Raw genomic sequence first — 21,485 nt, 5'->3', positions numbered from 1 at the left:
GGTGGCCCCCGGGACCGTAGTCCCGGGGGCCACCGTTGCCGTGGTGCGTCGCCCGGTCAGTGCCGGGCCTTGCGCTCCTCACCACTGCGCCAGTTGCTGCCGGCCTTGGCCAGACCACGGCTACCCAGGTACCCGATGGTCAGCAGCGTGATCATGAACCAGGCGTTGTCGGCCCGGAAGATGTCCACACCGGCCGAGTTCCGGCCGACCAGCTGCGAGGCGGCCAGCACGCCGATCACGGCCGCGATGTAGACCCAGAACTCGGTCGTACGCAGCGACGGCTTGGTCTCCGTGCCGGGTGCCTGCATGGCCTCCCGGTGCCCGTCGTGCATCATCGGCATCGGGCGGGTGGGCGTCTCCTGCATCGCCCGGTCCTGCATGGCCCGGTCCTGCATCGCCCGGTTGGGCGCGTCCTGCGTCGGCCGGTTCATCGGCCTGGTGGAAGCAGCCTGCGTGCTCATCTTGTCCTCCTCAGGATGCGATGAGTCGTACCTGCGTTCCCTCGCCCCGCTACCGCGTGTCGGCCACGGCACGGTTCGCGTGCATGGCGGGGGCACCCGCCGTCTACCCGACCCGCCGGGGGCAGTAACACCCCCGGCACCCCGGATACCTGCCCCGCTCCCTGCACCCCACCCGGCCCCCACCTGACCCCGGGCTCGTCCCGAAAGCTCGGCCCCTCAGCCCTGAACGCCTGGCGCCGCCCGTGCGGGGCGAAAGCCCGGCCTCGCCGCGAAGCCCCGTCCTGCGCCGCGAAGCCCCGTCCTGCGCCGCGAAGCCCCGCCTCGCCGCGAAAACCCGGAAGCCCCGTCCTGGGCTGCGAAGCCCGCCCTGGGCTGCGAAATCCCGGAAGCCCCGTCCTGCGCCGAAAGCCCCGCCTCGTCGCGAAAGCCCGGCCCGCGCCCCGAAGTTCGGCGTCGATCATGCAGTTGTGCTGGCGTGCAAAATGCCTGAATCGGTATCCCACGGGCACCACGACTGCATGATCGACGCGGCCGCCGGGGGCGGGGCCGGGGTCGCGGCGGTGCGGGCCTTCCGCTGATCGACGCCGGGTGTGGGCGGGTCACGGCGAGGCGGCGGGGCGACAGGCGGGGCGGGTTTGTTGGTGGGGGTGGCGGGCACGCATGTCGGACCGACCACTCCTGTGAGGTGATGGACATGCGTGAGGACGACGTGCGACAGGACGCCGCCCGGCAGGCCGAGGAGCGGATCGCCGGTGGCGTGTACGGCGAGGGTGTTCTCGACGAGGTGACTGTGCCCCCTACCGACGTGCAGCGGGTCATCCAGGACGAGGACCCGGACGACCCGGCGCACGTTCCGGTCGACCCGGAGGTGCTGCGCGACGGCGGACCGACCCGGGGGCAGGGCGCCGTCACCACGACCGGCGGCACCGCCGGCCCGGCCAGCGTGCGCCGGGTGGCACGCCAGCCGGAGCGGCACCCGGCAAGGTGGCACCGACCACCACGGGCGACGCCACCACCGGCGGCCTGAGCACCCCGGCGGGCGGCTCGACCAGCGACCAGTCCGGCACCGCCAGCCAGGTCGGCGACTTCACCCCGGAGTGACCCGCCGACCAGGTCGCAGGGGGCCGGCGGGCGCAACGGGGCCGGCGGGTCAGGTGGGGCGGAGGATGCCCAGGCGTTGGGTGGCGCGGGTGAGGGCGACGTAGAGGTCGCTGCGGCCCCGGGGCGACTCCGCCACGATGCGGTCGGGGTCGACCAGGACGACCGAGTCGAATTCGAGGCCCTTGGCCTGGCCGACGGTGAGCACCACCACGCGGCTCTCCAGCTCCGGGTCCTCGCCGATGGCCGCCTCGGGCAGGGCGGCGGTGAGCGCGGCGCCCAGCTCGTCGACCCGACCGGTCGGCACGATCACGCCGAGCCGGCCGTCGTCCAGGCCGGCGGCCTCCCGGGTGGTGGCGGCGACCAGCTCCGCCGCCAGGCGCTCGGGTGCCACCGCGTGGTCCCACGGCGGCACACCGCTGGAGCGTACGGAGCGGGGTGGGCGCAGCGCCGGGTCGATCTCGGTGAGCACATCGGCGGCGACCGCCATGATCTCGGCCGGGGTGCGGTAGCTGACGGTCAGCTCCTCCAGCCGCCAGCGCTGCGCCACGTACGGCTCCAGCGCGTCGGCCCAGGACGGGGTGCCGGACAGCGCGCCGGTCTGCGCCACGTCGCCGACGATGGTCATCGAGCGGCTCGGGCAGCGGCGCATCAGCAGCCGCCAGGCCATCGGCGAGAGCTCCTGTGCCTCGTCGACGATCACGTGCCCGAACGCCCAGCCCCGGTCGGCCGCGGCCCGCTGGGCGGTGGTGAGCCGGTCCGCCTCCTCCTGCCGCTCCAGCAGCCGGTCGGCGTCGATCAGGTCGGTGACGCCGAGGATCTCACCGCCGTCGGCCTCGTCCTCCACGTCGATGGAGCGGGAGCCCCGGGCGATCTCCAGCACGCCCTCGGCGTACTCCCGTTGCAGGGCCCGGATCCGCTCCCGGCGGGCGGCGGCGGCGCGCTCGTCCTCGCCGAGCAGCTCGGCCGCCTCGTCGAGCAGCGGGACGTCGGCCGGCGTCCAGCCGCCCGGCTCGCGGTGCAGCATGGCCCGCTCGGCCTCGGTGAGCATGGGCGCGGCGACGGCGATCCGGTCGGTGGAGGCGTACAGGTCGGCGAGCAGGCGCTGCGGGGTGAGCACCGGCCAGAGCTGGTCCAGCGCGGCCCGCACCTCGGGCTCCTCGCGCAGCTCGCGGCGGATCTCCGCCACGTCGGCCTCGTCGAGCAGGTTCTCCCCGCCCAGCGGGTCCGCGCCGATGCGCTCGGCGACCTGGGCCGCGAGGGCGTGGACGATCTCGACGTCGAAGAGCGCCCGGGCCAGGTTGTGCGGCCGCTCGGAGCGGCGGGCCCGGTCCCGGGCCGCGCGGACGGTCTCCGGGTCGAGCAGCAGCACCTCCTGCTGCGGCAGCGCGATCTCCAGCGGCTCGTCGGGCACCCACTGCCGGTCCCGTACGGCGGCGGCCAGCACCTCGACCAGCACCGCGCGGCCCTTGAGCGCTGCGGTCTCGGCGGGCTCGGCGCGGCGGGCGCTGACCCCCGGGAAGAGGTCGCCCTGCGTCCGCAGGAGCACGCCCGTCTCGGCCAGCGCCGGGAGCACCTGGGAGATGTAGCGCAGGAACGTGGCGTTCGGGCCGACCATGAGCACGCCCCGGGTGGAGAGCTGCTCGCGGTGGGTGTAGAGCAGGTACGCCGCGCGGTGCAGCGCGACGGCGGTCTTGCCGGTGCCGGGGCCACCCTGCACGACCAGTACGCCCGGCAGGTCGGCGCGGATGATCCGGTCCTGCTCGGCCTGGATGGTCTCGACGATGTCGCGCATCCGGCCGGTGCGCCCGGCGTTGAGCGCGGCGAGCAGCGACGCCTCGCCGGTCAGCTCCTCGTGGGCGGTGGGGGAGGCGGTGTCCAGGTCCAGCACCTCGTCGTTGAGGGCGATCACCTTGCGTTCCCGGGTGCGCAGGTGCCGACGGCGGCGCACTCCCTGGGAGTTGGCCGCGGTGGCGAGGTAGAAGGCGCGGGCCGCCGGGGCACGCCAGTCCATCAGCAACGGGTCGTAGTCGCCGCCGGTGTCGAAGATGCCGATCCGGCCGATGTAGTGCGGGCCGCCGTCGTCGGTGTCGAGCCGGCCGAAGCAGAGGCCGCTCTCGACGGCGGAGAGCTGCTCGACCTGGTCGGCGTACATCCGCACCGCGCTGTCGCGCTGGGAGCGGGCCTGGAGGGTGCCACCGGTCGCCCGCAGCTCCTCGGTCAGCCGTCGGGACGCCTGCTCGCGCAGCTCGTCCAGCCGGCGGTAGAGCATCGAGACGTATTCCTGTTCGCGGCCGATTTCGTCATCGGACTGCAATTCGGCGGAATCGGCGGAATGCCTTGACAAGCCGTCTCCCATTTGGTTAGCATCTCTCTCGGAACGGCTTTCGATGGCCGTTCTTTTTTGTTGCCTGAACTGAGAAAGATACCGCGCGCCGGGCGTCGCGACCAAGCGCGCCGGGCCACGCCACAGGCCGCCCCGGACAGACAGCGGGGGCCCGCCGCGTGGCGGGCCCCCGGACTGCCGGTCCTCAGCCCCTGGCGACCTCGTAGAGCCGCTCCGGCGTCACCGCTCCGGCGATGAGCCGGCCGTCGTCGGTGAGCAGCGCGCTGAACAGCTTCCCGGTCAGCAGCCGGCCGCTGCCCCAGTCGCCGCTGACCTTCGGCAGCCTGCCGAGCAGCGCCGCCGGGTCGCCGGTCGACCCCTCCCCGGCGGGGGCGGTCCCGGCCCGGTCGGCGGGTGCGCCGGCGCCGTCGAGCCGCGCGACCACCACCGTGGCCCAGCTCTCGCCGACGGTACGCACGTCCGGCCGCTCGCCGTGCGCCGGGCGCTTCCCGGGCACGTCGGCGGGCTGCCTCCCGGCGGTCTCCTCGGTCACCTTCACCCCCGGCGGCGGGTTGAAGGTGAACTGCTCGGCGTCCGGCCGGGCGTACGACACCTGGGTGAAGGCCATCTCGAAGGCCGGCTTGTCGCTGCCGTCGGCGAAGACCTCGAAGCGCAGCGGCACGTGCTGGCGCGCGTCGATGGCGATGCGCACCTGGTGCACCAGCGAGGCGGCGTCGCGCGGGGCGAGCACCAGCTCGTACGCGTCCCGGCCGGCGACCGTGGCGGACCGGCCGACGCTCACCTCGGTGCTCGGGCTGATTGCCGCCAGGGCCCGGTCGGCCGCCTCCCCGGGGGTGACCGGCAACTCCCGGCTCTCGGCCCCGGCGGCGCCCTCGGGCAGCGTGCGGTGGGTGGCGGTGTTGGACCGGCTGTTCCAGGCCCACACGTCGCGGCCGTTGCGGATGACGTCCCGCTCGCCGAGCGTGTCCACGAGGGCGATGCGCTGCCGGTCGGGCCCGGAGTGCCAGACCCGCAGCGTGTGCGTGCCGGTCAGCAGGGCGGCCGGCCCGTCGCCGGCGACCAGGCCGGCCAGCGGCGGCAGGCCCAGGTCGGCGCGCTGCACGACCGTGCCGGAGAGCCCCTCCAGCCGGGAGGTCTGCAGGTCGACCAGGAGTTGGGCGGCGGTACGCGGCGGCAGGCTCGGCTCGGCCTGGGCGGCGAACGTGCCGAGCGCGGCGCCGCCGCCGATGACGGTCACGACGGCGGTCACCGGGACCAGCCAGCGTAGGACGGGACGGCTCTTCAGGACGGACATGTGACACCTCCTGCCGGACATCCTGCCTCCCCGACGCTGTGAGGGCGCTGAGGACGACCGTACGACCGCCCGCACGGGTGGCACCCTTGACCCCGTGCGGTTGCTGGTGGTGGAGGACGAGTCGCGGCTGGCGTCCGCCCTGCAACGGGGTCTGCAGGCCGAGGGGTTCGCGGTGGACGTGGCGGCGACCGGCCCGGCGGGGCTCGACGCGGCCCGGCACGGCGGGTACGACGCGATGATTCTCGACGTGATGCTGCCCGGCCTCTCCGGCTACGAGCTGGTGCGCCGGCTGCGCGCCGAGGAGCACTGGCTCCCGGTGCTCATGCTCTCGGCGAAGGACGGCGAGTACGACCAGGCCGACGGGCTGGACTGCGGGGCCGACGACTACCTCACCAAGCCCTTCTCGTACGTCGTGCTGCTGGCCCGGCTGCGGGCCCTGCTGCGTCGCGGCGCCCCCGAACGCCCCACGGTCCTCGCGGTCGGCGACCTGCGGCTCGACCCGGCCCGGCGGCGGGTGACCCGGGCCGACGCCGAGGTCGCGCTGACCAGCCGCGAGTTCGCGCTGCTCGACTACCTGATGCGCCGCCCCGGCGAGGTGGTCTCCAAGACGGAGCTGCTCGACCACGTCTGGGACGCCAGCGTCGAGACGGCGCCCAACGCCGTCGAGGTCTACGTCGGGTACCTGCGGCGCAAGATCGGCCGGGAGCGTCTGGAGACGGTCCGGGGCGCCGGCTACCGGCTCGCCCCGTGAAGAGCGATAGGAAGGTGCCCTTCCTTCGCGGGGTGCGCGGCGCGCTCGGGCTGCGCGGGCGGCTCATGGCGGTCGGGGTGCTCGGGGTGTCCGGGGGACTGGCCGTCGGCGGACTCGTCCTGCTCGCCGTGCTGGGCTGGGCCCTGCAACGCGCCGTGGACACCGAGGCGTTCCAGACCGCCGACGCGGTCGCGCTGCTCGCCGCCGAGGAGGTCCTGCCCGATCCGCTGCCGGTGGCCGGTGGACAGGTCCGGGTGCAGGTGATCGACGCCGAGGGCCGGGTGCGGGCCGCCTCGATCGACGCCGACCGGCTGGTGCCGATGGTGTCGCCGGAACGGCTCGACATCGGCGCGCGGCAGCGGCTGACGGTGTCGGGGGAGCGGGTCGGCCTGGCCGGGCCGGTGCGGGTGGTGACCGTACCGGCGGGCACCGCCGCCGACCCGCGCACCGTCCTGGTGGCCCGGTCGCTGGCGGACGTACGGCACAGCGCGCACGTCGTACGGACCATCCTGCTGGTGAGCTTCCCACCGCTGGTGGCGGTGCTGGCCGCCGTGGCCTGGCGGGTGGTCGGCGCGACCCTGCGCCCGGTGGAGGCGCTGCGCCGGGGCGCCGAGGAGATCACCGGGCGGGACGGGGGCGGGCGGCTGCCCGTACCGGCGTCGCAGGACGAGATCCACCGGCTGGCGGTCACGCTCAACGGGATGCTGGGCCGGCTGGAGTCCGCCCGGGACCGGCAGCGGGCGTTCGTCGCCGACGCCGCCCACGAGCTGCGCAGCCCGCTGGCGAACATCCGTACCGAGCTGGAGGTCGCCCGGCGGCTCGCCGACCGGACGGACTGGACGGCGGTGTCGGCGAACCTGCTCGCCGACACCGAGCGGCTCGGTCGGCTCGTCGACGACCTGCTGCTGCTGGCCCGGCTCGACGAGCGGCCGACGGCGCGGGCCACCGGGCCGGTCGAGGTGGGGGCCCTGCTGGCGGCGGTGGCCGCCCGGTACCCGTCGCCGCCGGTGCGCCTCGACGCGCCCGCGACGCCGCTGTGGACCGAGGGCGACCCCGACGAGCTGCGCCGGATCCTCACCAACCTGGTCGACAACGCGGTCCGGCACGCCCACGGCGAGGTGGTGCTGACCGCCGGCAGAGGAGCGGGCGGCAGCGGCGCCGGCGACGGGGCGTACCACCTGGTGACGGTGACCGACGACGGGCCGGGGATCCCGGCCGCGGACCGGGAGCGGGTCTTCGGGCGGTTCACCCGGCTCGACGACGCCCGCGCCCGGGACGACGGCGGCGCGGGCCTCGGGCTGGCCATCGTGCGCGAGCTGGTCCGCCGGGCCGGCGGCGGCATCGTCCTGGCCGACGCCCACCCCGGCCGGGACGACGGTCCGGGGCTGCGGGTACGGCTGCTGCTGCCGGCCCTGCCCGACCCGGAGCGGCCCTGACGGACCGGGCCACGCCGGGCGGTGGCCCAGCCGGACCGCCCGGCGCACCCGCGATCGGCGCCGCGCCACCCGGGACCCGCGACGGCCCGTCAGTCGCGGCGGGTGCAGACCTGCTGGGCCCGGGCGATCGTGTCGGTCGACCACACGACGGCGACGGTGAAGCAGTAGTCGGTGCTGCGGTTCAGTCCGTAGACGACGAAGGCGGTGGTGCCGGCGGGCAGGTTGGCGAAGGCCGTCTGCGCCTGGCCGACCCGGCCGCCCGAGATGACCACCGGGCCCTCCCCGCCGGCCGGGTACGTCCAGCGCAGCGCCACGTTGTCGCGGTTGTCCCGCAGCGTCACCGAACCCGGCGGGCTGCCGGGGGAGGCCACGGCCCCGGCCGTGGGGCCGGCGGCGGGCGGGGTGCCCGTGCCGGCCGGGTCCCCGGCCCCCGTGGAGGCCGGTGCGCCGGTGGCCGCCGGGGGCACCGGGTCGGGGGCACCGTCCATCCCGGCCACCCCGGTGATCACCGCGACCGTGCCCAGCAGCACCACCGCGACGCCACCGACGGCGAGCGGCAGCAGCCGGTTGGGGCGCCGGGCCGGCGCGCGGTGCACCGGCACCGGCAGCAGCCGCGACGGCTGGTAGGGCTCCTCGGGCGCGCCGGGCTGGCGGACCCGGTGCACCCCCTCGGCCTCCTCGGTGGCGCCGCCGGCCAGGGGGACGACCGCCGGCGGCACGGCGCTGCCGGCCGGCCCGTCCCCGGCGTCGGCCTCGGGGGGCCACCAGCCGGGCGGCGGGTCCTCCGTCGGCTGCCGGGGTGTCGGCACCACGTGCGGCGGCCCGGCGTACGGGTCCGGCTCCGCCGGGCGGTAGCCCGCCTGCGAGGGGTGCTGTGCCGTCGCCGGCCCGTCGCCCGGGGGCGGGGTGCGCGCGGACGGCACGATCGGACCGTCCCGCCCGACGGGCGCGGTGTCGGCGCAGACGTGGTCCGGGTTGGCCGCCGCCCTGGCCAGCCCCGCCACCTGCGTGGCCAGCGGGTCGTCCGCCGGCAGGTGCTGTCGGCACAGCTCCCGGGCCAGCGCCAGGTTGTCGTGCGCCTCGGCGAACTGCCCGCAGTCGCGCCGCATCGCCCCGAGCCGGGCCAGCATCTTGATGCCGCTGGGATGCCCGTCGCCGTAGACCTCGCGGTGCAGCTCCCAGGCGTCCAGCAGCCGGTCGCGGGCCACCTGGCACTGGCCGCGCGCGTACTCCACGGTGGCCAGGTCGGCGTGGGCGGCGAGCACCCGCAGCGACTCGGGACCGTCGAGCGCGGTCAGCTCGATGATCACTTCCTGGTAGAGCCGGGCGGCGCGGGACCAGCTGCCGACCCGGTGCAGCACCGCCGCGAGGGTGGCCGCGGCGGCCACCGTGCGCTGGTCGGAGCGCCCGTGCAGCCGGGTCGCGGCCGCGTACGCGAAGGCGGCCCAGCCCCGGGCCGAGTGCGGCTCGCCGAGGGCGACCAGCACGCGGGCCTGGAGGCTGGCGGCCTCGGCCAGCTCGGGTGTGGCGTTGGCCGGACGCGGGTCGGCGTCGGTCAGCGCGTCGGCGAGCAGCCGTTGGGCACCGGCGAGGTCGCCGGAGGACACCAGGTGGTGCGCCTGGTCAGTCAGTTCACCGAAGCCGGAAGGCACGCCCCATCGTGCTCATCCGACGACGGTAAGTACAAGACCCGAGCGGGAGTGTATTGGTCAAGAACTCGTCAGGTGTGCGGCGAGCGTCTCGCTGATCCGGCGCAACTGGTCCACCTGCGCCGGGCTCAACGCGTCGAACAGGTGCCGGCGTACCCCCTCGACGTGGCCGGGCGCGGCAGCGGCGAGGGTGGCGAATCCCTCGTCGGTGAGGACGGCGATCTGCCCGCGCCGGTCGGTGGGGCACTCCTCGCGGCGGACCCAGCCGGCCGCCTCCAGCCGGGCCACGGCGTGCGAGAGCCGGCTGCGCGACGAGCCGCTGGCCTCGGCGAGGTCGCTCATCCGCAGCCGCCGCTGCGGCGCCTCGGAGAGCCGGACCAGGATCTCGTAGTAGGCGTGCGGCATCCCGGCGTCGCGTTGCAGCTCCCGGTCCAGCGCCTCCATCAGCGCCCGGGAGGCGGTCAGGTACGCGCGCCACGTGTGCTGCTCGTCGGGGTCCAGCCAGCGGGTCATGACGCCCATCATACGCCAGATAGTTGAACGTTCAACAAAATCGCGCTAGCGTCGGTGGCATGGGAATCCACCGCCTCAACCACGCCGTGCTCTATGTCAGTGACCTCGCCCGCAGCGTCGCCTTCTACCGCGACGTGCTGGGCTTCCGGCCGATCCCGATGACGCCGGACGGCTTCCGGGGCGCCGCCTTCCTCCAGGCGCCCGGCTCCACCAACGACCACGACCTCGGCCTGTTCGAGGTCGGCGCGGGCACCGGCCCCTCCACCGCCGGCCGCGGCACCGTCGGGCTCTACCACCTGGCCTGGGAGGTCGACACGCTCGACGAGCTGGAGGTGACCGCCCAGCGGCTCGCCGCCGCCGGCGCCCTGGGCGGCGCGTCCGACCACGGCACCACCAAGAGCCTCTACGGCCAGGACCCGGACGGGCTGGAGTTCGAGATCGTCTGGCTGGTGCCCGCCGACCGGCTCGACGACGCCGCCCTGGCCGCCCGCAAGCGGATCGGCCGGCTCGACCTGGACGCCGAGCGGCGGCGCTACGGCGGCCAGACCCGTGGCGGCGTGGGCGTCTCCGTCCCGGCCTGACCCCGACCGGTCCGACGGCGTCCCGTCCTGACCGGCCGGGGACGGGACGCCGCCCCGACCGCGCGACGCGCCGTCCGGCCCGGATGGGGGAGCTGTGCCCGGCCCGGGACGGGCGTGCGGTAGAACGGCAGCATGCCGACCGACGCCGTCCTGCGCGAGCTGCTCGTCCGACACCTGGAGACCTGGCTGCCGGGGGCGCTGCACCGCGCCCGGCGGGCCACCCTGGCCCTGGCGTACGCCGGCGGCGACGCCGGCTCCGCGGAGGCCGCGCTGCGGGTGGTCGCCCGGCACGCCGACCGGCTGCGGGGCCGCCAGCTCACCGTGCTGGTGCTCGCCGACGGCACCGAGGAGCTGCCGGCCCGGCTCGGCGCCGTGGAGGCGGAGCTGCCGACGGGCGTCGCCGTGCACCTCGTGCCCGGCGGACCGGCCCGGCTGCCGGTGGCGGTCAAGGCGGCCGGCGCGGCCGGCGCGCCCCTGCTGTCCGTCGTGGACGACGCCGCCGCCGATCCCGCCGTGCTGACCGCCGCGGCGATCGGCAAGCCGGCCGACGTGCTGCTCGCCACCGCCGCCGGCACCCCCGCGCGCGCCGCCCTCGCCGACGCCGGGTTCCCGCTGACGACCGAGGTGGAGCTGGTGCCCGCCGACGGGGCCCCGGCGCGGCTGTTCGCCTTCGCGACGGGGTCGGACAAGAGCCTGGAGGCGTTCAAGGAGGCGCTCTGGGCGGTCGACGGTGCCGCCGGCGTGCGCTACCGCGACCCGGCGGGGCGGCTGCTCGACGTCGTCGCCGCCCCGGAGCCCGGCCCGCTGCGCCGCGAGCTGCTGGCGGAGCTGGCGCGCTCCGGCCCGCGTACGGTCACCGAACTGCGCCGGCACGCCCTCACGGCGACCGTCTACCGGTCGTCCGACGCCGTCCGGGCGCTGACCGGCCTGCTCGACGCGGGAGAGGCGACCCGCGACCCGGAGCACGGCCGGCTCGGCGGCGACGTGGTCGTCTCGGCGCGCGGGGGCGGGCCGGCGTCCTGACGCGAACGTCGAGCGGGGTGCCGGTGGATCACCGGCACCCCGCTCGACCTCGGGACCTCACGCCCGGGACTTGTCCTGCTTCCAGGACAGCGGACCCGGCAGGTCGACCCGGTGCGCCTTGGCCCGCGAGTTCCAGGACCAGCGACCGATCTTGATGCTCCAGGAGGAGAAACCGTTCTCGGTGAAGTTCAGGATGATCGGACCGTACTTCTTGCGCTTGCGGAACATCAGACCCATCGTCGGACTCCCTTCGATTCCCTTCCCTGCCCTGTCGAACCCGAACATGCCCGGATCGCCGAATCGTGAAACCCCCGCCCGTCCGGTCTGGACGGTGTCGAGGGGCGGTGACGAATCCTGTACGTCCGAGGGGGTCGAACCCCACCCGCCGGCATAGGGGTTCGGAGCGGCGTCGGCCGTCGTCGATCCCGTCCCCGATAGGGGCATTGACCGGGGCCCCGGCCCCCGGCAGCATGGGGCGATGACGCAGCGGGACGATCTTCTCCACGCGGCTCGCCTGCCCGTCGACGCAGGGCTGCCCCGCACCTCCGGCGCCCACCCGACGCCGCAGCCGGCGTGACCACCGTGGAGTGGTCCCGGCAGGGCGATGCCGACCTGCTGCCGGTGGACCGGGACCTGTTCCGGACGCTGCTGCGCCGGCAGGCCGCCACCGTCACCGTCGTCACCGCCGTCGCCCCGGGCACCGCGCCGGCCCACCCGGACGCCTCCGGCGGGCCCGTCCGGGCCGGCTTCACCGCCACGTCGTTCACGTCGGTCTCGCTGGACCCGCCGCTGGTCTCGTTCTGCCTCGGGACCGCCTCGTCGAGCTGGCCCGTCTTCGCCCGGGCCGAGCACGTCGCCGTGCACCTGCTCGGCGCCCACCAGCGGGAGGCCGCCCGGGTCTTCGCCACCGGCGGGATCGACCGGTTCGCCGCCTATCCGCACTGGACGCCGGGGCCGTTCGACGTGCCGCTGCTGACCGGAGCGCTGGCCCGGCTGCTGTGCCGGGTCGTGCACCGGGTGCCGGTCGGCGACCACACCCTCTTCGTGGTCGAGCCGCTCGCGCTCGGCGGCGGCGAGGACGGGGACCCGCTGGTCCACCACCGGGGCGGCTACACCACGACGGGCCCGCCGCCGGGGCCCTGACCGGGCCGGGCCCCGCCCGACGGCGCGGCCGGCCGGCCTGGTCAGGCGGGAGCGCGGTCGATGACGAGCACGCGGGTCACGCTGCCGTCGTCCTCGGCGATGTCGCGTTCGTGGACGAAGCCGATCCTGCCCAGCAGCGACAGCGAGGCGTGGTTGGCGTCGGCGACCGTCGCGTACACGCGGGGCAGGCCGAGGGTGTCGAAGCCGTAGCGGACCAGGGCCCGGGCCAGCTCCGTGCCGAGACCGGCGCCCCAGGCCGGCTTCGCCAGCGCGTAGATGATCTCGTGACCGTCGACCTGGTCCGTCCGCTTGATCTCGGCGTGCCCGACGTAGCGACCGTCCCGGCGCACCGCCCAGACGTCGAAGAGGTCCTCCGCGTAGACCTTCGTGAAGATCCGCCCGAAGAGGGCGCCGGCCGCCTCGGCGCTCAGCGGACCGTCGCCCATGAACCGGCCCACCTCAGGGTCGGTGAGCAGGGCTATGGAGTCCTCGGCGTCGTCCGGCCGGTAGGGCTCCAGCAGCAGGCGCTCGGTGCGCAGGACGGGGGTGGGCATCAGCGCGGCTCCCAGGCGTCGGGCAAAGCCGTCAACCTACGGACGTGGGCGGGCAGCCGACCACTGATTATCTCCGCGAGGCTCACCTCGTCGACCACCCGTCGCACGGCGGCCCGCACCGCGACCCAGAGCCCGGGCAGGTTCTCCGCCGCTCCCTCGTAGCTGGTCTCCTCCGGGCGCAGCCCGCGCACCCCGGCCAGCGGACCCTCCACGGCGCGCAGCACCGCGCCGACGGTCACCTCGCGCGGCGGCCGGGCCAGCGTGTAGCCGCCCTCGGCGCCGCGCTGCGCCCGGACGATGCCGGCCCGCCGCAGGTCGGCCAGGACGGCCTCCAGGAACTTGCGCGGCATGTCCTGCTCCGTGGCGATGGCCTGGGTGGACAGCAGCCGAGGGTACGCGGTGGCGAGGCTCAGGGCCGCCCGTACCGCGTAGTCGCCGCGCGCGGAGATCTGCACCCCGACATCATGCCCCGCGCGGTCGGTCGGTCGCGTCGGCGGGCGGGCGGGGCCGGACCACCGGCCCGGGTACCGGCTGCTCGCGGGCCGCGCGGAACGCGCCCGGGCTCACCCCGACCTCCCGGGTGAAGAACCGGCCGAAGTTCGTCGGCTCGGAGAAGCCCAGCCGCCGGCCGATGCGGGCGATCGGCTCGTCGGTGGCGGCCAGCAGCCGGCTCGCCTGGAGGGCCACCCGCTCGTCGACCACCTGCTTGGCGCTGCGCCCGGTCACCGCCAGGCAGGCCCGGGTGAGCGTACGCACCGAGCAGCCCAGCCGGGCGGCGTAGTCCTCGACCCGGCGGGTGTGCTGGTAGCCGCGTTCGACCTCGCGGCACAGCCGATGGAAGGTGGCGGCCTCGGCCCGGGTCGCCGGGTGGGCGCGTTCGGGCAGCATCGACAGGCGGAGCAGCAGCACGGCGAGCTGGTGGCGGAGCAGTCCGCGCGCGACGGCCAACCCCCGGTGCCGCTGGCAGTCCACTGCCAGCTGGCTCACCTCGTTGATCACCGCGTCCTCGTCCTCGCCGGCGAGCTGGAGCCAGGCCGGGACGGCGTCCGGGTCGACGTCGAGCCCGCGCAGCGCCGCCGGATCCCAGCGCACCACCGTCGCGTCGAGCTGCGGGCCGGCGCAGCGCAGCACCTGGCCGGCGCGCACCCGCAGCAGCGTGCCGGGGCGGCAGGGCAGGGCGCGGAAGTCCAGCTCGGCCGTGCCGTGTCCGCCCGTGGTCAGCACGAGCAGGTCCTTCTCCAGCAGCACCGGACGACGCCAGCGCGGCTCGGGGGCGAGGTCACCGAGGGCGACCGTGTCGATCTCGGCGGGGGCGGTCGCCGGGTTGCCGGGCGGAGCGGGGGAGAGCTGACCGGAAGAGACCATCGCCTGCGACGGTAGCCCGGGGCGACGGTCGACGCATCCCGGGAAGGCCGCCCAGGCCAGCGGCCGGCCGGTCGCACCGTGGCTCCGCCCCGCCGGCCGAGCGGTGCGCCGGGCCGCGCGGGCGCCCGGCGGGGGTTGTCGAGGTCGTCGGGGGCGGGCTACGTTACCGAACGGTAGCGCCGTCCGGTGGAGGCACGGCCGGAGCCGGTCCGCGCGGACCGGGCCGCCCCCGCCCCGGCGGCCCCGGCCGACTCGCGATGGGATGGGCATGACGGATCTGTTCTCGGTCGAAGGCAAGACGGTCCTGGTCACCGGCGGCTCGCGGGGGATCGGCCTGATGATCGCCCAGGGCTTCGTCCGGGCCGGCGCACACGTGATCATCTCGTCCCGCAAGGCGGACGTCTGCGAGGCCGTGGCCAAGGAACTCTCCGCCGAGGGGCGCTGCGAGGCCATCCCCGCCGACCTCGGCGACGACGCCGGCGCCGAGGGCCTGGCCGCCGCCGTCCGGGAGCGGTTCGACCGGCTCGACGTGCTGGTCAACAACGCGGGCGCGACGTGGGGCGCGCCGCTGGAGTCGTACCCGGAGAGCGCGTTCGACAAGCTCTGGGCCGTCAACGTCAAGGCCGTCTTCCGGCTCACCACCGCGCTGCTGCCCGCGCTGCGCGCGTCGGCCAGCGCCGACGACCCGGCCCGCGTGATCAACATCGGGTCCATCGACGGCATCCGGGTGCCGATGATGGAGGTGTACGCGTACTCGGCGACCAAGGCCGCCGTGCACATGCTCACCCGCAGCCTGGCCCACCAGCTCGCCGGCGAGCAGATCACCGTCAACGCGATCGCGCCGGGGCCGTTCGAGAGCAAGATGATGGCGTTCGCGCTGGACGACCCCGCGTCCCGGGCCGCCATCGAGGGGCAGGTGCCGCTGGGTCGCATCGGTCGGCCGGAGGACATGGCCGGCACCGCGATCTACCTGTCGTCGCGCGCCGGGGCGTACCTCACGGGTGCGGTGATCCCGGTGGACGGCGGCATCACCACCCACGGCTGAGCTCGGCGAAGGGCGGGAGACGGTGCGCGTACCCCCTGGTGGGCCGGAGCCGCGCGGACTCGGCAGATCCGCGCGGCCCCGGACGGCCGGTGTGGCCGGTGGTTCAGCGGCCGGCGAGCAGCCGGGTCACCGCGGTGTCGACGTCCAGGTGCTCGGCCTCGCGGCCGCGCGGAACGACGACGTAGGTCCGCCGCAGGAAGCGCACCAGGACGCTGCGCGGCACCTCGAACAGGGCGTTGCCGTCGGGCGACGACAGCGCCAGGGCGACGAAGTCCCCACGCGGGGTGGCCCAGGGCCAGACCCGCACGTCGCCGATGCCGGCCGGCTCGTCGAGGCCCGTGACCAGCAGCTCCCGGGCGAACGACCAGCTGACCGCCTCTCCGCCGGCGGATTCGGCGTGGAACAGGACATGGACCGCATACGGATCAGCAGGGTCGTAACGCAGACTGGCACGCACCGGCAAGGCGGTGGCGTCAGGTGCGACGAGCCTTAGCGACGTCTCGACCTCTACGGTCGTCGGTCGGATGACACTCATGGACGATCTCCCCCCGGCACCGCTGCGGAACGCGCGTGTCCCGCTTTTCCCATACTCAGGTGCTACTCCTGGCTACGCTCCGCCATACGCTGACTTCACCCAGTGGTGGGAAGGGGGTCGGAAAGGCCGCGTGAATGTGAATATTCATGTAGGATTTCCGGTTCTGCCCAGTGCGTGATCCCGCCCGGCATCGGGTGGTTCAGTCGTCGACTTACTCCGGTAACGTCCAGTCGGCCGTTGCAGTGACGGGCGCGAGCCACACTGGGGGAGGAAATGGTTACGAAACGATCCTCAGTGGATCCGATGGCAGTGCCGGGCCCGCCGAACGTCGCGGCCCGAGCAGCCGAAAGGCGGGGGTACGGGGTGCCGACGGAGCAGCACGACCGGCCCGGTCGGCCGACGACCGAGCGGGATGGCGCAGGCGGCACGACGCTGGCCGAGCGGCGGCGGCGACCCCGCTGGCGGCAGCGGCTGAGCACCACCCTCGACCTGATCCGGGCCAACCCGACCGGACGGGTCACCCTCAAGATCTTCATCGCCATCGCCGGCGCCCTCGTCGTCACCATCGGCATCGCCCTCATCCCGCTGCCCGGGCCGGGCTGGCTGCTGGTGATCGCCGGCCTCGGCATCTGGGCCGTCGAGTTCCACTGGGCCCGCCGGCTGCTCGGCTTCACCCGCCGCCACGTACACAACTGGACCCAGTGGGTGAAGGACCGCTCACTCGCCGTACGCTTCGTGCTCGGCTCCGTCGGCCTGGTCTTCGTCGGCTCGGTGGTCTGGCTGTCACTGAAGTACAGCTTCGGCATCGACGTGGTCGCCGAGGCGCTGCACTACCTGGCGACGCACTGACCCGGACCGACCCGGCGTTCTGTCGGGTCGACTGACCGCGGCGCGGCGCGCGGACCCCGGATTTCCGGTCCGGTCCCTCGATCAGGTAGAGTCAGCGGCGCTGAGGGCGATTAGCTCAGCGGGAGAGCGCTTCGTTCACACCGAAGAGGTCACTGGTTCGATCCCAGTATCGCCCACCATCGAAGTAACGCAGAAGAGCCACCCTCGGATGAGGGTGGCTCTTGCTGATTCCGTCGTCAGTCGTCGTTGGGCGTCAGCGGATCGTCAGCGAACGCGTCGCCGATGCGTCGATCCCGCCCGTCGGAAGCGGCCGGTGCTCGTCGAGTACGTGCGAGAGGGCGAGCACGTGACGCCGCGCTGGGCGGTGAGGTGGTCCAGGCAGCAGGAAGTGGCCCCGCCCATCCGAGGTGAGCAGGGCCGTTGGGTCGGTGGGCCAACAGGATGAAAGCCACAGCGTCCCCGGAGCCGGGCGAGACTACCCCCGAAGGCCTCTGAGGTGGATGCTCAGCGGGTGCAGTTGATCTGCGCCAGCACCGAGTAGAGGCCCGGCCACGGCTGCGTCGTGAAGCTTCCAGCGTGGCTGCACTGCGTGTCCGGGTCGAAGCCGTCGGCGCTGGCAAGGGAACGTGCAGCGTTGTTGGCGTTGGTCAGCGCCGTGAAGTAGTTGTTACTCATTCCGTTGCCGTAAAAGGCCTTGGTTTCGGCGGCGACCGCAGGTCCGGAGAGCAGGACGGACGCGGACACCGCCCCGACCAGCGCTGTGGCTGCGACGACCCGACGAAGTGCAGACATGCGAGCTCCACTCTGTTCGATCCGGATGCCGAGCCTGCCAGAGAAATTGACGTACATCAACTACAGTATGAAGCGGATCTCCGGCCCTCCGAAGGAGAGCGAGGGCCGATCAGACGTTGATCGGTGCTGACCGGGACGGCTCCGGTGCGTGGACGGGGGACGGAGTTACGTGACACCATCCACGCGTCAGGATCGGCCCGGCGGCTGCGAGTGTCAGTGTTCCCGTCGGCGGCGGATCTTGATGTCGTCGAGGTCGGTCGACACCGACTTGAGGTCGCGGTAGTCGGCACCGATTCCCGAGACGGCGGCTGCCGCGAGCGCTTCCGCCTTGCTAATCACGATCGCTTCCTCGTCCTCCGCGGTGGCCGAGACCAGGCAACGGAAGGTGAAGGCGAGCAGGGACCGCTCGTAGGTCACGGTGCCTTCCTCGGTGAACTTCGCCCGAAACACGTCGTGTTCGTCAGCCTTGGCGAGCAGCGCGGCCCGCTGCTCGTCATCGAGCGGCGCGAACTTGCCACGCACGATGACCTGATAGGTCTTGCGGGCCATCGCTGAGGGCCTCCGGTTTCGGCTGGGCATCACGACATCGGTCGGCGGCTGGTGAGGCCGGAAGGGCTGCGGGCAGATCGCCGCCGCCATGCCCTGGCCGACCCGTACGGCGGTGGCGACCCTACCCGGAGGAACACAGGAACGCATGGGCATTTCACAGCGGGTGACAGACCGTCAGGGTCCTTGGGTGTAGCTGACGGTCGGAGCTTGCGTCCTGTCGCGCGCGCCGAGGACCTCGTTGACGAAGTCGTCCTTGTTGCGTGCGTAGGCCGTGAGGTCAGCGCCGTGAGCGTGCGCGAGATCGCGCTTGAGGCGCTCGTACCGGGACCGGTAATCCGCCCGGCACCGCAGCGCATCGCGGAACGCGACTCGTCGCCGCCACAGCAGGGAGGTCGGCTCGGTGAGATGAAGCTGGTAGGTGCGCTCCCACCAGTTGTCGGTCTCCGGCTTGAAGAAGTAGTGCGCTTCCTCCGGACGGTGCACACCGTTGCGGTAGCCGAGAGCGGTCACCACCTCGATGGCGGCTACTGCCTCTGAAAGACTGCGCACCGGCGCCATCATGTCGATGATCGGCTTTGCTGCCAGGCCGGGAACCGATGTGGAGCCGATGTGCTCGACTGGCCCGACCAGCCATTGCGCCAGAGCGGTTTCGAGAATGACCCGCTCCTGCTCGAACAGCACAGCCCATTGCGGGTCGTACGGGCTGAGGGTAACCGGTGCGCCGTCCACGAGACCTGCCTTTCAGTATGTAGTACCTGCATCGCGCGGTCGATGTGCCCGGGGACGTCACCGGCCCGACGCATCGTCGATGCCGTACCGCACCATGACGTGCAGGTCCTCGGTAAGTAGATCCTTTGCGAGGCCACGATTCATGAACGCTGCCAACGAGCGGCCTGGCACCGGAAATCTGGGTCTCCCGACTGGTCCAGCAGCACCGCGTGCAAGCGCTCCGCGCGCCAGTCCCACGGCGGTTGCTCGGCTGCCGGTAAGCCGTCGCGCAACTCCCTGGGTGGCCGGTATCCGTGCTCCTCAACGTAATGCAGGATCATCATCGGCGCGGCGTAGATGTCCCCGTCGGGCAGGTAGTAGCGGTACTCGCCGTTGCCCTTGAAGTCCCCGCAGAAGTCGCAGTCGTGCCAGCCGAGCGTGATGCTGCCGAGCCGCTGGGAGGCGGCTCTGAGCCGCTTCAACTGGGCACCGGTCATCGGCGTCGCGCTGGCGCCCTGCACTCCGTGGCGGCTCCCCAGCCACCCGACGGTCCGCATCGGCAGGGGAAAGCCGAGGTAGTCGTACGGCGACAGGTCGAGGTATTCCACGCCACGATCATCCGGCACGTGGGAACCGAGAACGCGCCGTCCGATCGCCGCCAGACTGCGGGTCTCCTGTCGGCCAGGCTGCTGTCATGAACAACGCACTTGACGGCAAGGTAGCTCTGGTTACTGGTGGTGGTCGTGGCATCGGCGCTGCGGTGGCGTTGCGCCTGGCGGAGGACGGCGCCGATGTGGCGTTGACGTTCCAGCAGAATCAGCAGCGCGCCGATGACGTGGTGGACCAGATCAAGGCCGCGGGACGGCGGGCCATCGCCGTGCAGGCGGACAGCGCCGACCCGGCGGCCGTGGTCGGCGCGGTCGACCGGGTCGCCGGCGAGCTGGGTCGGTTGGACATCCTGGTCAACAACGCTGGCGCGTTCCTGCTCGGACCGTTGGAGCAACTGACTCTGGAAGAGTTCGAACAGACTGTCGCGGTCAACGTCCGGGCACCGTTCGTCGCCTCCCAGGCTGCGGTGCGACACATGTCGGCCGGTGGGCGGATCATCAACATCGGCAGCAACGTGGCAGAGCGGGCCGTCTTCCCGGGCTTCGCGCTGTACGCGATGAGCAAGACCGCCCTGATCGGCCTGACCAAAGCACTCGGCCGCGAACTCGGCGGCAGAGCGATCACCGTGAACCTGGTGAATCCAGGGGCCACGGACACGGAGCTGAACCCGGCCGACGGCCCCAACGCCGACACGATCAACGGGTTTACCGCCCTCGGCCACTACGCGGACCCGGCCGATGTGGCCGCTGCGGTGGCGTTCCTCGCCAGCGCCGACGGACGCTACGTCACCGGGGCGACGATCAACGTGGACGGCGGCTTCACCATCTGATCACCGGCTCACCGCCGCCCTGTCCACCCTTGCATCACAGCTACGGCCCGTTCCTCCGTCGGGAACGGGCCGTAGCATTTCCAGTAACTCGGCACCCGAGCCGGACCACCTCGATTCGGCCCGTACACCAGTGAGCCGACCAGCTTGCGTCGAGCGCTTCGCGGCACGAGCGTGCGCCGGAGCACGCGCATGCCGCACGGCGGTTCAGGCCACGAGCAGGCGGAGGCCGAGCTCTGCCGTGTCGAGGGCGAGGATGTCGCGGTTGCGTTCGGCCCACCGGCCTGAGGCGAGGTCTTCGCGGAGATTGCGGACCGCCCGCTGCTCAGCCTGCGGTCCGACTCTGGTCCACACCGAGACCGCGCGGCGGACACGTTCGTCCAGGTACGCCTCGGGCCGGCGCCAGTGTGCCTCGAAGAAGCCGTCGGCGCAGTCCCACGGGACGAGCAACGGCTCCGCACGTCCTCCGATCGCGCTGGTCAGGTCGGCCAGTGAGGGCCAACCGACGAGAAGGTTCGCGAACTCGGGCAGGTAGTCGCGGGTGAGCCAGAACCGTTCACGCCAGCCGGTGTCATCCGCGTCGTACGTGAAGACCACCACGCGGCGGGCCACCCGCCGCATCTCACGCAGCCCGGCGACGGGGTCCGGCCAGTGGTGAAGGGTGCTGACGGCCATCGCGGCGTCGAAGGACTGGTCCTCGAACGGCAGATTCTCCGCATGGGCGGCCACGCACGGCGCCGCGCCCGCGGGACGCTGCGCCCGCATGACCGCCGACGGTTCCACGGCCGTGACGTCCCGGTCGGGTGGTTCGTAGGAGCCGGTGCCAGCCCCGACGTTCAGCACCGTCCGTGCGTCCCCCAGCGCGTCCCAGATGCGGGCGGCGATCCGTGGCTCGGTGCGCCGCGTCGCCGGGTAGGCAGAGCCGATGGCGTCGTACAACTGTGCGCCGAACACCTTCAGCTGCTCCTCCGGCGTCGTCCTGATCCCCATCGCCCGTGCCTCCAGTTCCCTGTCTATGGCCGTCACCATGGCGGCAGCGCGGTCGCGCTGGTCCATCAGCAGGCCGCGCAGCCGGCACAGGTGCGCGACCGCGTCGGTGGCCGGGTCGTCGACCAGATCTGCGATCTCCCGCAGTCCGAAGCCGAGCCGCCGGTAGGCGAGCACCTCCCGCAGCCGTTCCACATCGCCCGCGGAATAGGCCCGGTGCCCGGCCGCGGTCCGCGTGGACGGCTCCAGGAGGCCGATCTCGTCGTAGTGATGCAGGGTGCGGACGCTGACCCCGGCCAATTCCGCCACACGCCCCACCGTCAGGTGCTCCGCCACGCCCCCGACTATGTGGCATGACGTCGCGTGAGGA

At 73.6% G+C, this 21,485-nt stretch carries 23 protein-coding genes, 1 tRNA gene and 1 pseudogene; 10 read left to right on the top strand and 15 right to left on the bottom strand.

Translation table 11 applies throughout. From position 1 onward, the window contains the following. Nucleotides 1-56 precede the first annotated feature (56 nt). Nucleotides 57-461: a hypothetical protein gene (locus AB0B83_RS08085; RefSeq protein WP_132240023.1), complete on the bottom strand. Its 405-nt coding sequence runs from the start codon at nt 459-461 to the stop codon at nt 57-59. A 694-nt stretch (nt 462-1,155) separates the two neighbouring features. Between AB0B83_RS08085 and AB0B83_RS08080 the strand changes: the two are divergent. Further along, nucleotides 1,156-1,562 (top strand): annotated as a pseudogene (locus AB0B83_RS08080) (hypothetical protein). 49 nt (nt 1,563-1,611) lie between these two features. Here the strand turns inward: AB0B83_RS08080 and AB0B83_RS08075 are convergent. Then, nucleotides 1,612-3,918, bottom strand: a complete 2,307-nt coding sequence (locus AB0B83_RS08075) for an ATP-binding domain-containing protein (protein ID WP_357577551.1) — start codon at nt 3,916-3,918, stop codon at nt 1,612-1,614. Between the two features lie 172 nt (nt 3,919-4,090). Continuing rightward, a complete protein-coding gene (locus AB0B83_RS08070) occupies nt 4,091-5,200 on the bottom strand; it encodes a sigma-E factor regulatory protein RseB domain-containing protein (RefSeq protein WP_357577550.1) in 1,110 nt (369 codons plus the stop codon). A 94-nt stretch (nt 5,201-5,294) separates the two neighbouring features. On the opposite strand from AB0B83_RS08070, the gene AB0B83_RS08065 reads away from it, so the two are divergent. Together AB0B83_RS08065 and AB0B83_RS08060 are read left to right on the top strand one after the other, a co-directional pair. Next, nucleotides 5,295-5,951: a response regulator transcription factor gene (locus AB0B83_RS08065; protein ID WP_132240027.1), complete on the top strand. Its 657-nt coding sequence runs from the start codon at nt 5,295-5,297 to the stop codon at nt 5,949-5,951. A gap of 65 nt (nt 5,952-6,016) precedes the next feature. Beyond that, nucleotides 6,017-7,387 (top strand): ATP-binding protein, encoded by a 1,371-nt coding sequence (locus tag AB0B83_RS08060; RefSeq protein WP_357577581.1) that lies wholly within the window; start codon nt 6,017-6,019, stop codon nt 7,385-7,387. An 89-nt stretch (nt 7,388-7,476) separates the two neighbouring features. On the opposite strand, the gene AB0B83_RS08055 is transcribed toward AB0B83_RS08060, so the two are convergent. Next, complete coding sequence (locus AB0B83_RS08055; protein WP_357577549.1) at nt 7,477-9,039, bottom strand: tetratricopeptide repeat protein; 1,563 nt, start codon at nt 9,037-9,039, stop codon at nt 7,477-7,479. 57 nt (nt 9,040-9,096) lie between these two features. Further along, entirely contained in the window at nt 9,097-9,558 is a 462-nt protein-coding gene (locus AB0B83_RS08050) for a MarR family transcriptional regulator (protein ID WP_357577580.1), read from the bottom strand. 50 nt (nt 9,559-9,608) lie between these two features. Here AB0B83_RS08050 and AB0B83_RS08045 point away from each other — a divergent pair, with 50 nt between their 5' ends. Next, nucleotides 9,609-10,130 (top strand): VOC family protein, encoded by a 522-nt coding sequence (locus AB0B83_RS08045; protein WP_311411444.1) that lies wholly within the window; start codon nt 9,609-9,611, stop codon nt 10,128-10,130. Nucleotides 10,131-10,262: 132 nt separating this feature from the next. Then, the gene (locus tag AB0B83_RS08040) at nt 10,263-11,153 is read left to right on the top strand and encodes a hypothetical protein (RefSeq protein WP_357577548.1); all 891 of its coding nucleotides are present in this window, start codon (nt 10,263-10,265) and stop codon (nt 11,151-11,153) included. Between the two features lie 57 nt (nt 11,154-11,210). On the opposite strand, the gene AB0B83_RS08035 is transcribed toward AB0B83_RS08040, so the two are convergent. Continuing rightward, nucleotides 11,211-11,390, bottom strand: coding sequence for a DUF4236 domain-containing protein (locus AB0B83_RS08035; RefSeq protein WP_007075522.1), 180 nt, complete (start codon nt 11,388-11,390; stop codon nt 11,211-11,213). A 345-nt stretch (nt 11,391-11,735) separates the two neighbouring features. Between AB0B83_RS08035 and AB0B83_RS08030 the strand changes: the two genes are divergently transcribed. Further along, nucleotides 11,736-12,296, top strand: a complete 561-nt coding sequence (locus AB0B83_RS08030) for a flavin reductase family protein (RefSeq protein WP_357577579.1) — start codon at nt 11,736-11,738, stop codon at nt 12,294-12,296. 41 nt (nt 12,297-12,337) lie between these two features. Here the strand turns inward: AB0B83_RS08030 and AB0B83_RS08025 are convergent, their stop codons facing one another. From AB0B83_RS08025 to AB0B83_RS08015, 3 genes are read right to left on the bottom strand one after another with little or no spacing between them, the layout of a single operon-like run. After that, nucleotides 12,338-12,850 (bottom strand): GNAT family N-acetyltransferase, encoded by a 513-nt coding sequence (locus AB0B83_RS08025; protein ID WP_357577547.1) that lies wholly within the window; start codon nt 12,848-12,850, stop codon nt 12,338-12,340. Further along, nucleotides 12,850-13,305 (bottom strand): Rrf2 family transcriptional regulator, encoded by a 456-nt coding sequence (locus tag AB0B83_RS08020; protein ID WP_121398934.1) that lies wholly within the window; start codon nt 13,303-13,305, stop codon nt 12,850-12,852. Before AB0B83_RS08020 ends, AB0B83_RS08025 begins: the two co-directional genes overlap by 1 nt. Nucleotides 13,306-13,312: 7 nt before the next feature. Further along, a complete protein-coding gene (locus tag AB0B83_RS08015) occupies nt 13,313-14,215 on the bottom strand; it encodes an AraC family transcriptional regulator (RefSeq protein ID WP_357577546.1) in 903 nt (300 codons plus the stop codon). A 268-nt stretch (nt 14,216-14,483) separates the two neighbouring features. On the opposite strand from AB0B83_RS08015, the gene AB0B83_RS08010 reads away from it, so the two are divergent. Next, on the top strand, nt 14,484-15,260 hold the full coding sequence (locus tag AB0B83_RS08010; RefSeq protein ID WP_357577545.1) for a glucose 1-dehydrogenase: 777 nt from the start codon (nt 14,484-14,486) through the stop codon (nt 15,258-15,260). 103 nt (nt 15,261-15,363) lie between these two features. Here AB0B83_RS08010 and AB0B83_RS08005 read toward each other — a convergent pair whose 3' ends face one another. Continuing rightward, the gene (locus tag AB0B83_RS08005) at nt 15,364-15,795 is read right to left on the bottom strand and encodes an SsgA family sporulation/cell division regulator (protein ID WP_053653619.1); all 432 of its coding nucleotides are present in this window, start codon (nt 15,793-15,795) and stop codon (nt 15,364-15,366) included. Between the two features lie 303 nt (nt 15,796-16,098). On the opposite strand from AB0B83_RS08005, the gene AB0B83_RS08000 reads away from it, so the two are divergent. After that, on the top strand, nt 16,099-16,644 hold the full coding sequence (locus AB0B83_RS08000; RefSeq protein ID WP_357577578.1) for a TIGR02611 family protein: 546 nt from the start codon (nt 16,099-16,101) through the stop codon (nt 16,642-16,644). Nucleotides 16,645-16,748: 104 nt separating this feature from the next. Continuing rightward, nucleotides 16,749-16,823 (top strand) — tRNA-Val (locus AB0B83_RS07995). Nucleotides 16,824-17,148: 325 nt separating this feature from the next. On the opposite strand, the gene AB0B83_RS07990 is transcribed toward AB0B83_RS07995, so the two are convergent. From AB0B83_RS07990 to AB0B83_RS07975, 4 genes are all read right to left on the bottom strand, one after another. After that, complete coding sequence (locus tag AB0B83_RS07990; RefSeq protein WP_357577544.1) at nt 17,149-17,493, bottom strand: hypothetical protein; 345 nt, start codon at nt 17,491-17,493, stop codon at nt 17,149-17,151. Nucleotides 17,494-17,649: 156 nt separating this feature from the next. Next, a complete protein-coding gene (locus AB0B83_RS07985; protein ID WP_357577543.1) occupies nt 17,650-17,985 on the bottom strand; it encodes a DUF6204 family protein in 336 nt (111 codons plus the stop codon). A 174-nt stretch (nt 17,986-18,159) separates the two neighbouring features. Beyond that, nucleotides 18,160-18,714, bottom strand: a complete 555-nt coding sequence (locus AB0B83_RS07980) for a GrpB family protein (protein WP_357577542.1) — start codon at nt 18,712-18,714, stop codon at nt 18,160-18,162. Nucleotides 18,715-18,854: 140 nt separating this feature from the next. Then, a complete protein-coding gene (locus tag AB0B83_RS07975) occupies nt 18,855-19,301 on the bottom strand; it encodes a hypothetical protein (RefSeq protein WP_357577541.1) in 447 nt (148 codons plus the stop codon). Between the two features lie 86 nt (nt 19,302-19,387). Here AB0B83_RS07975 and AB0B83_RS07970 point away from each other — a divergent pair, with 86 nt between their 5' ends. Further along, complete coding sequence (locus AB0B83_RS07970; protein ID WP_357577540.1) at nt 19,388-20,131, top strand: SDR family oxidoreductase; 744 nt, start codon at nt 19,388-19,390, stop codon at nt 20,129-20,131. Between the two features lie 204 nt (nt 20,132-20,335). Here AB0B83_RS07970 and AB0B83_RS07965 read toward each other — a convergent pair whose 3' ends face one another. Then, entirely contained in the window at nt 20,336-21,451 is a 1,116-nt protein-coding gene (locus AB0B83_RS07965; protein ID WP_357577539.1) for a MerR family transcriptional regulator, read from the bottom strand. Nucleotides 21,452-21,485 lie beyond the last annotated feature (34 nt).

The organism is Micromonospora sp. NPDC049060, from assembly GCF_040649055.1.
Classification (GTDB): Bacteria; Actinomycetota; Actinomycetes; order Mycobacteriales; family Micromonosporaceae; genus Micromonospora; species Micromonospora reichwaldensis.
Note: the sequence above shows the minus strand (reverse complement) of the source record. Positions and strands in the feature narration are given on the sequence as shown.

What these genes read in the sequence shown, in the direction of transcription:
- AB0B83_RS08040 (WP_357577548.1), top strand. Translation starts at nt 10,263, where the DNA reads ATGCCGACCGACGCCGTCCTGCGCGAGCTGCTCGTCCGACACCTGGAG.
- AB0B83_RS08015 (WP_357577546.1), bottom strand. Translation starts at nt 14,215, where the DNA reads ATGGTCTCTTCCGGTCAGCTCTCCCCCGCTCCGCCCGGCAACCCGGCG.
- AB0B83_RS08000 (WP_357577578.1), top strand. Translation starts at nt 16,099, where the DNA reads ATGGCAGTGCCGGGCCCGCCGAACGTCGCGGCCCGAGCAGCCGAAAGG.
- AB0B83_RS08010 (WP_357577545.1), top strand. Translation starts at nt 14,484, where the DNA reads ATGACGGATCTGTTCTCGGTCGAAGGCAAGACGGTCCTGGTCACCGGC.
- AB0B83_RS08070 (WP_357577550.1), bottom strand. Translation starts at nt 5,200, where the DNA reads ATGTCCGTCCTGAAGAGCCGTCCCGTCCTACGCTGGCTGGTCCCGGTG.
- AB0B83_RS08085 (WP_132240023.1), bottom strand. Translation starts at nt 461, where the DNA reads ATGAGCACGCAGGCTGCTTCCACCAGGCCGATGAACCGGCCGACGCAG.
- AB0B83_RS08005 (WP_053653619.1), bottom strand. Translation starts at nt 15,795, where the DNA reads ATGAGTGTCATCCGACCGACGACCGTAGAGGTCGAGACGTCGCTAAGG.
- AB0B83_RS07970 (WP_357577540.1), top strand. Translation starts at nt 19,388, where the DNA reads ATGAACAACGCACTTGACGGCAAGGTAGCTCTGGTTACTGGTGGTGGT.
- AB0B83_RS08075 (WP_357577551.1), bottom strand. Translation starts at nt 3,918, where the DNA reads ATGGGAGACGGCTTGTCAAGGCATTCCGCCGATTCCGCCGAATTGCAG.
- AB0B83_RS08050 (WP_357577580.1), bottom strand. Translation starts at nt 9,558, where the DNA reads ATGGGCGTCATGACCCGCTGGCTGGACCCCGACGAGCAGCACACGTGG.
- AB0B83_RS08060 (WP_357577581.1), top strand. Translation starts at nt 6,017, where the DNA reads ATGGCGGTCGGGGTGCTCGGGGTGTCCGGGGGACTGGCCGTCGGCGGA.
- AB0B83_RS08035 (WP_007075522.1), bottom strand. Translation starts at nt 11,390, where the DNA reads ATGGGTCTGATGTTCCGCAAGCGCAAGAAGTACGGTCCGATCATCCTG.
- AB0B83_RS08045 (WP_311411444.1), top strand. Translation starts at nt 9,609, where the DNA reads ATGGGAATCCACCGCCTCAACCACGCCGTGCTCTATGTCAGTGACCTC.
- AB0B83_RS08025 (WP_357577547.1), bottom strand. Translation starts at nt 12,850, where the DNA reads ATGCCCACCCCCGTCCTGCGCACCGAGCGCCTGCTGCTGGAGCCCTAC.
- AB0B83_RS07985 (WP_357577543.1), bottom strand. Translation starts at nt 17,985, where the DNA reads ATGGCCCGCAAGACCTATCAGGTCATCGTGCGTGGCAAGTTCGCGCCG.
- AB0B83_RS07990 (WP_357577544.1), bottom strand. Translation starts at nt 17,493, where the DNA reads ATGTACGTCAATTTCTCTGGCAGGCTCGGCATCCGGATCGAACAGAGT.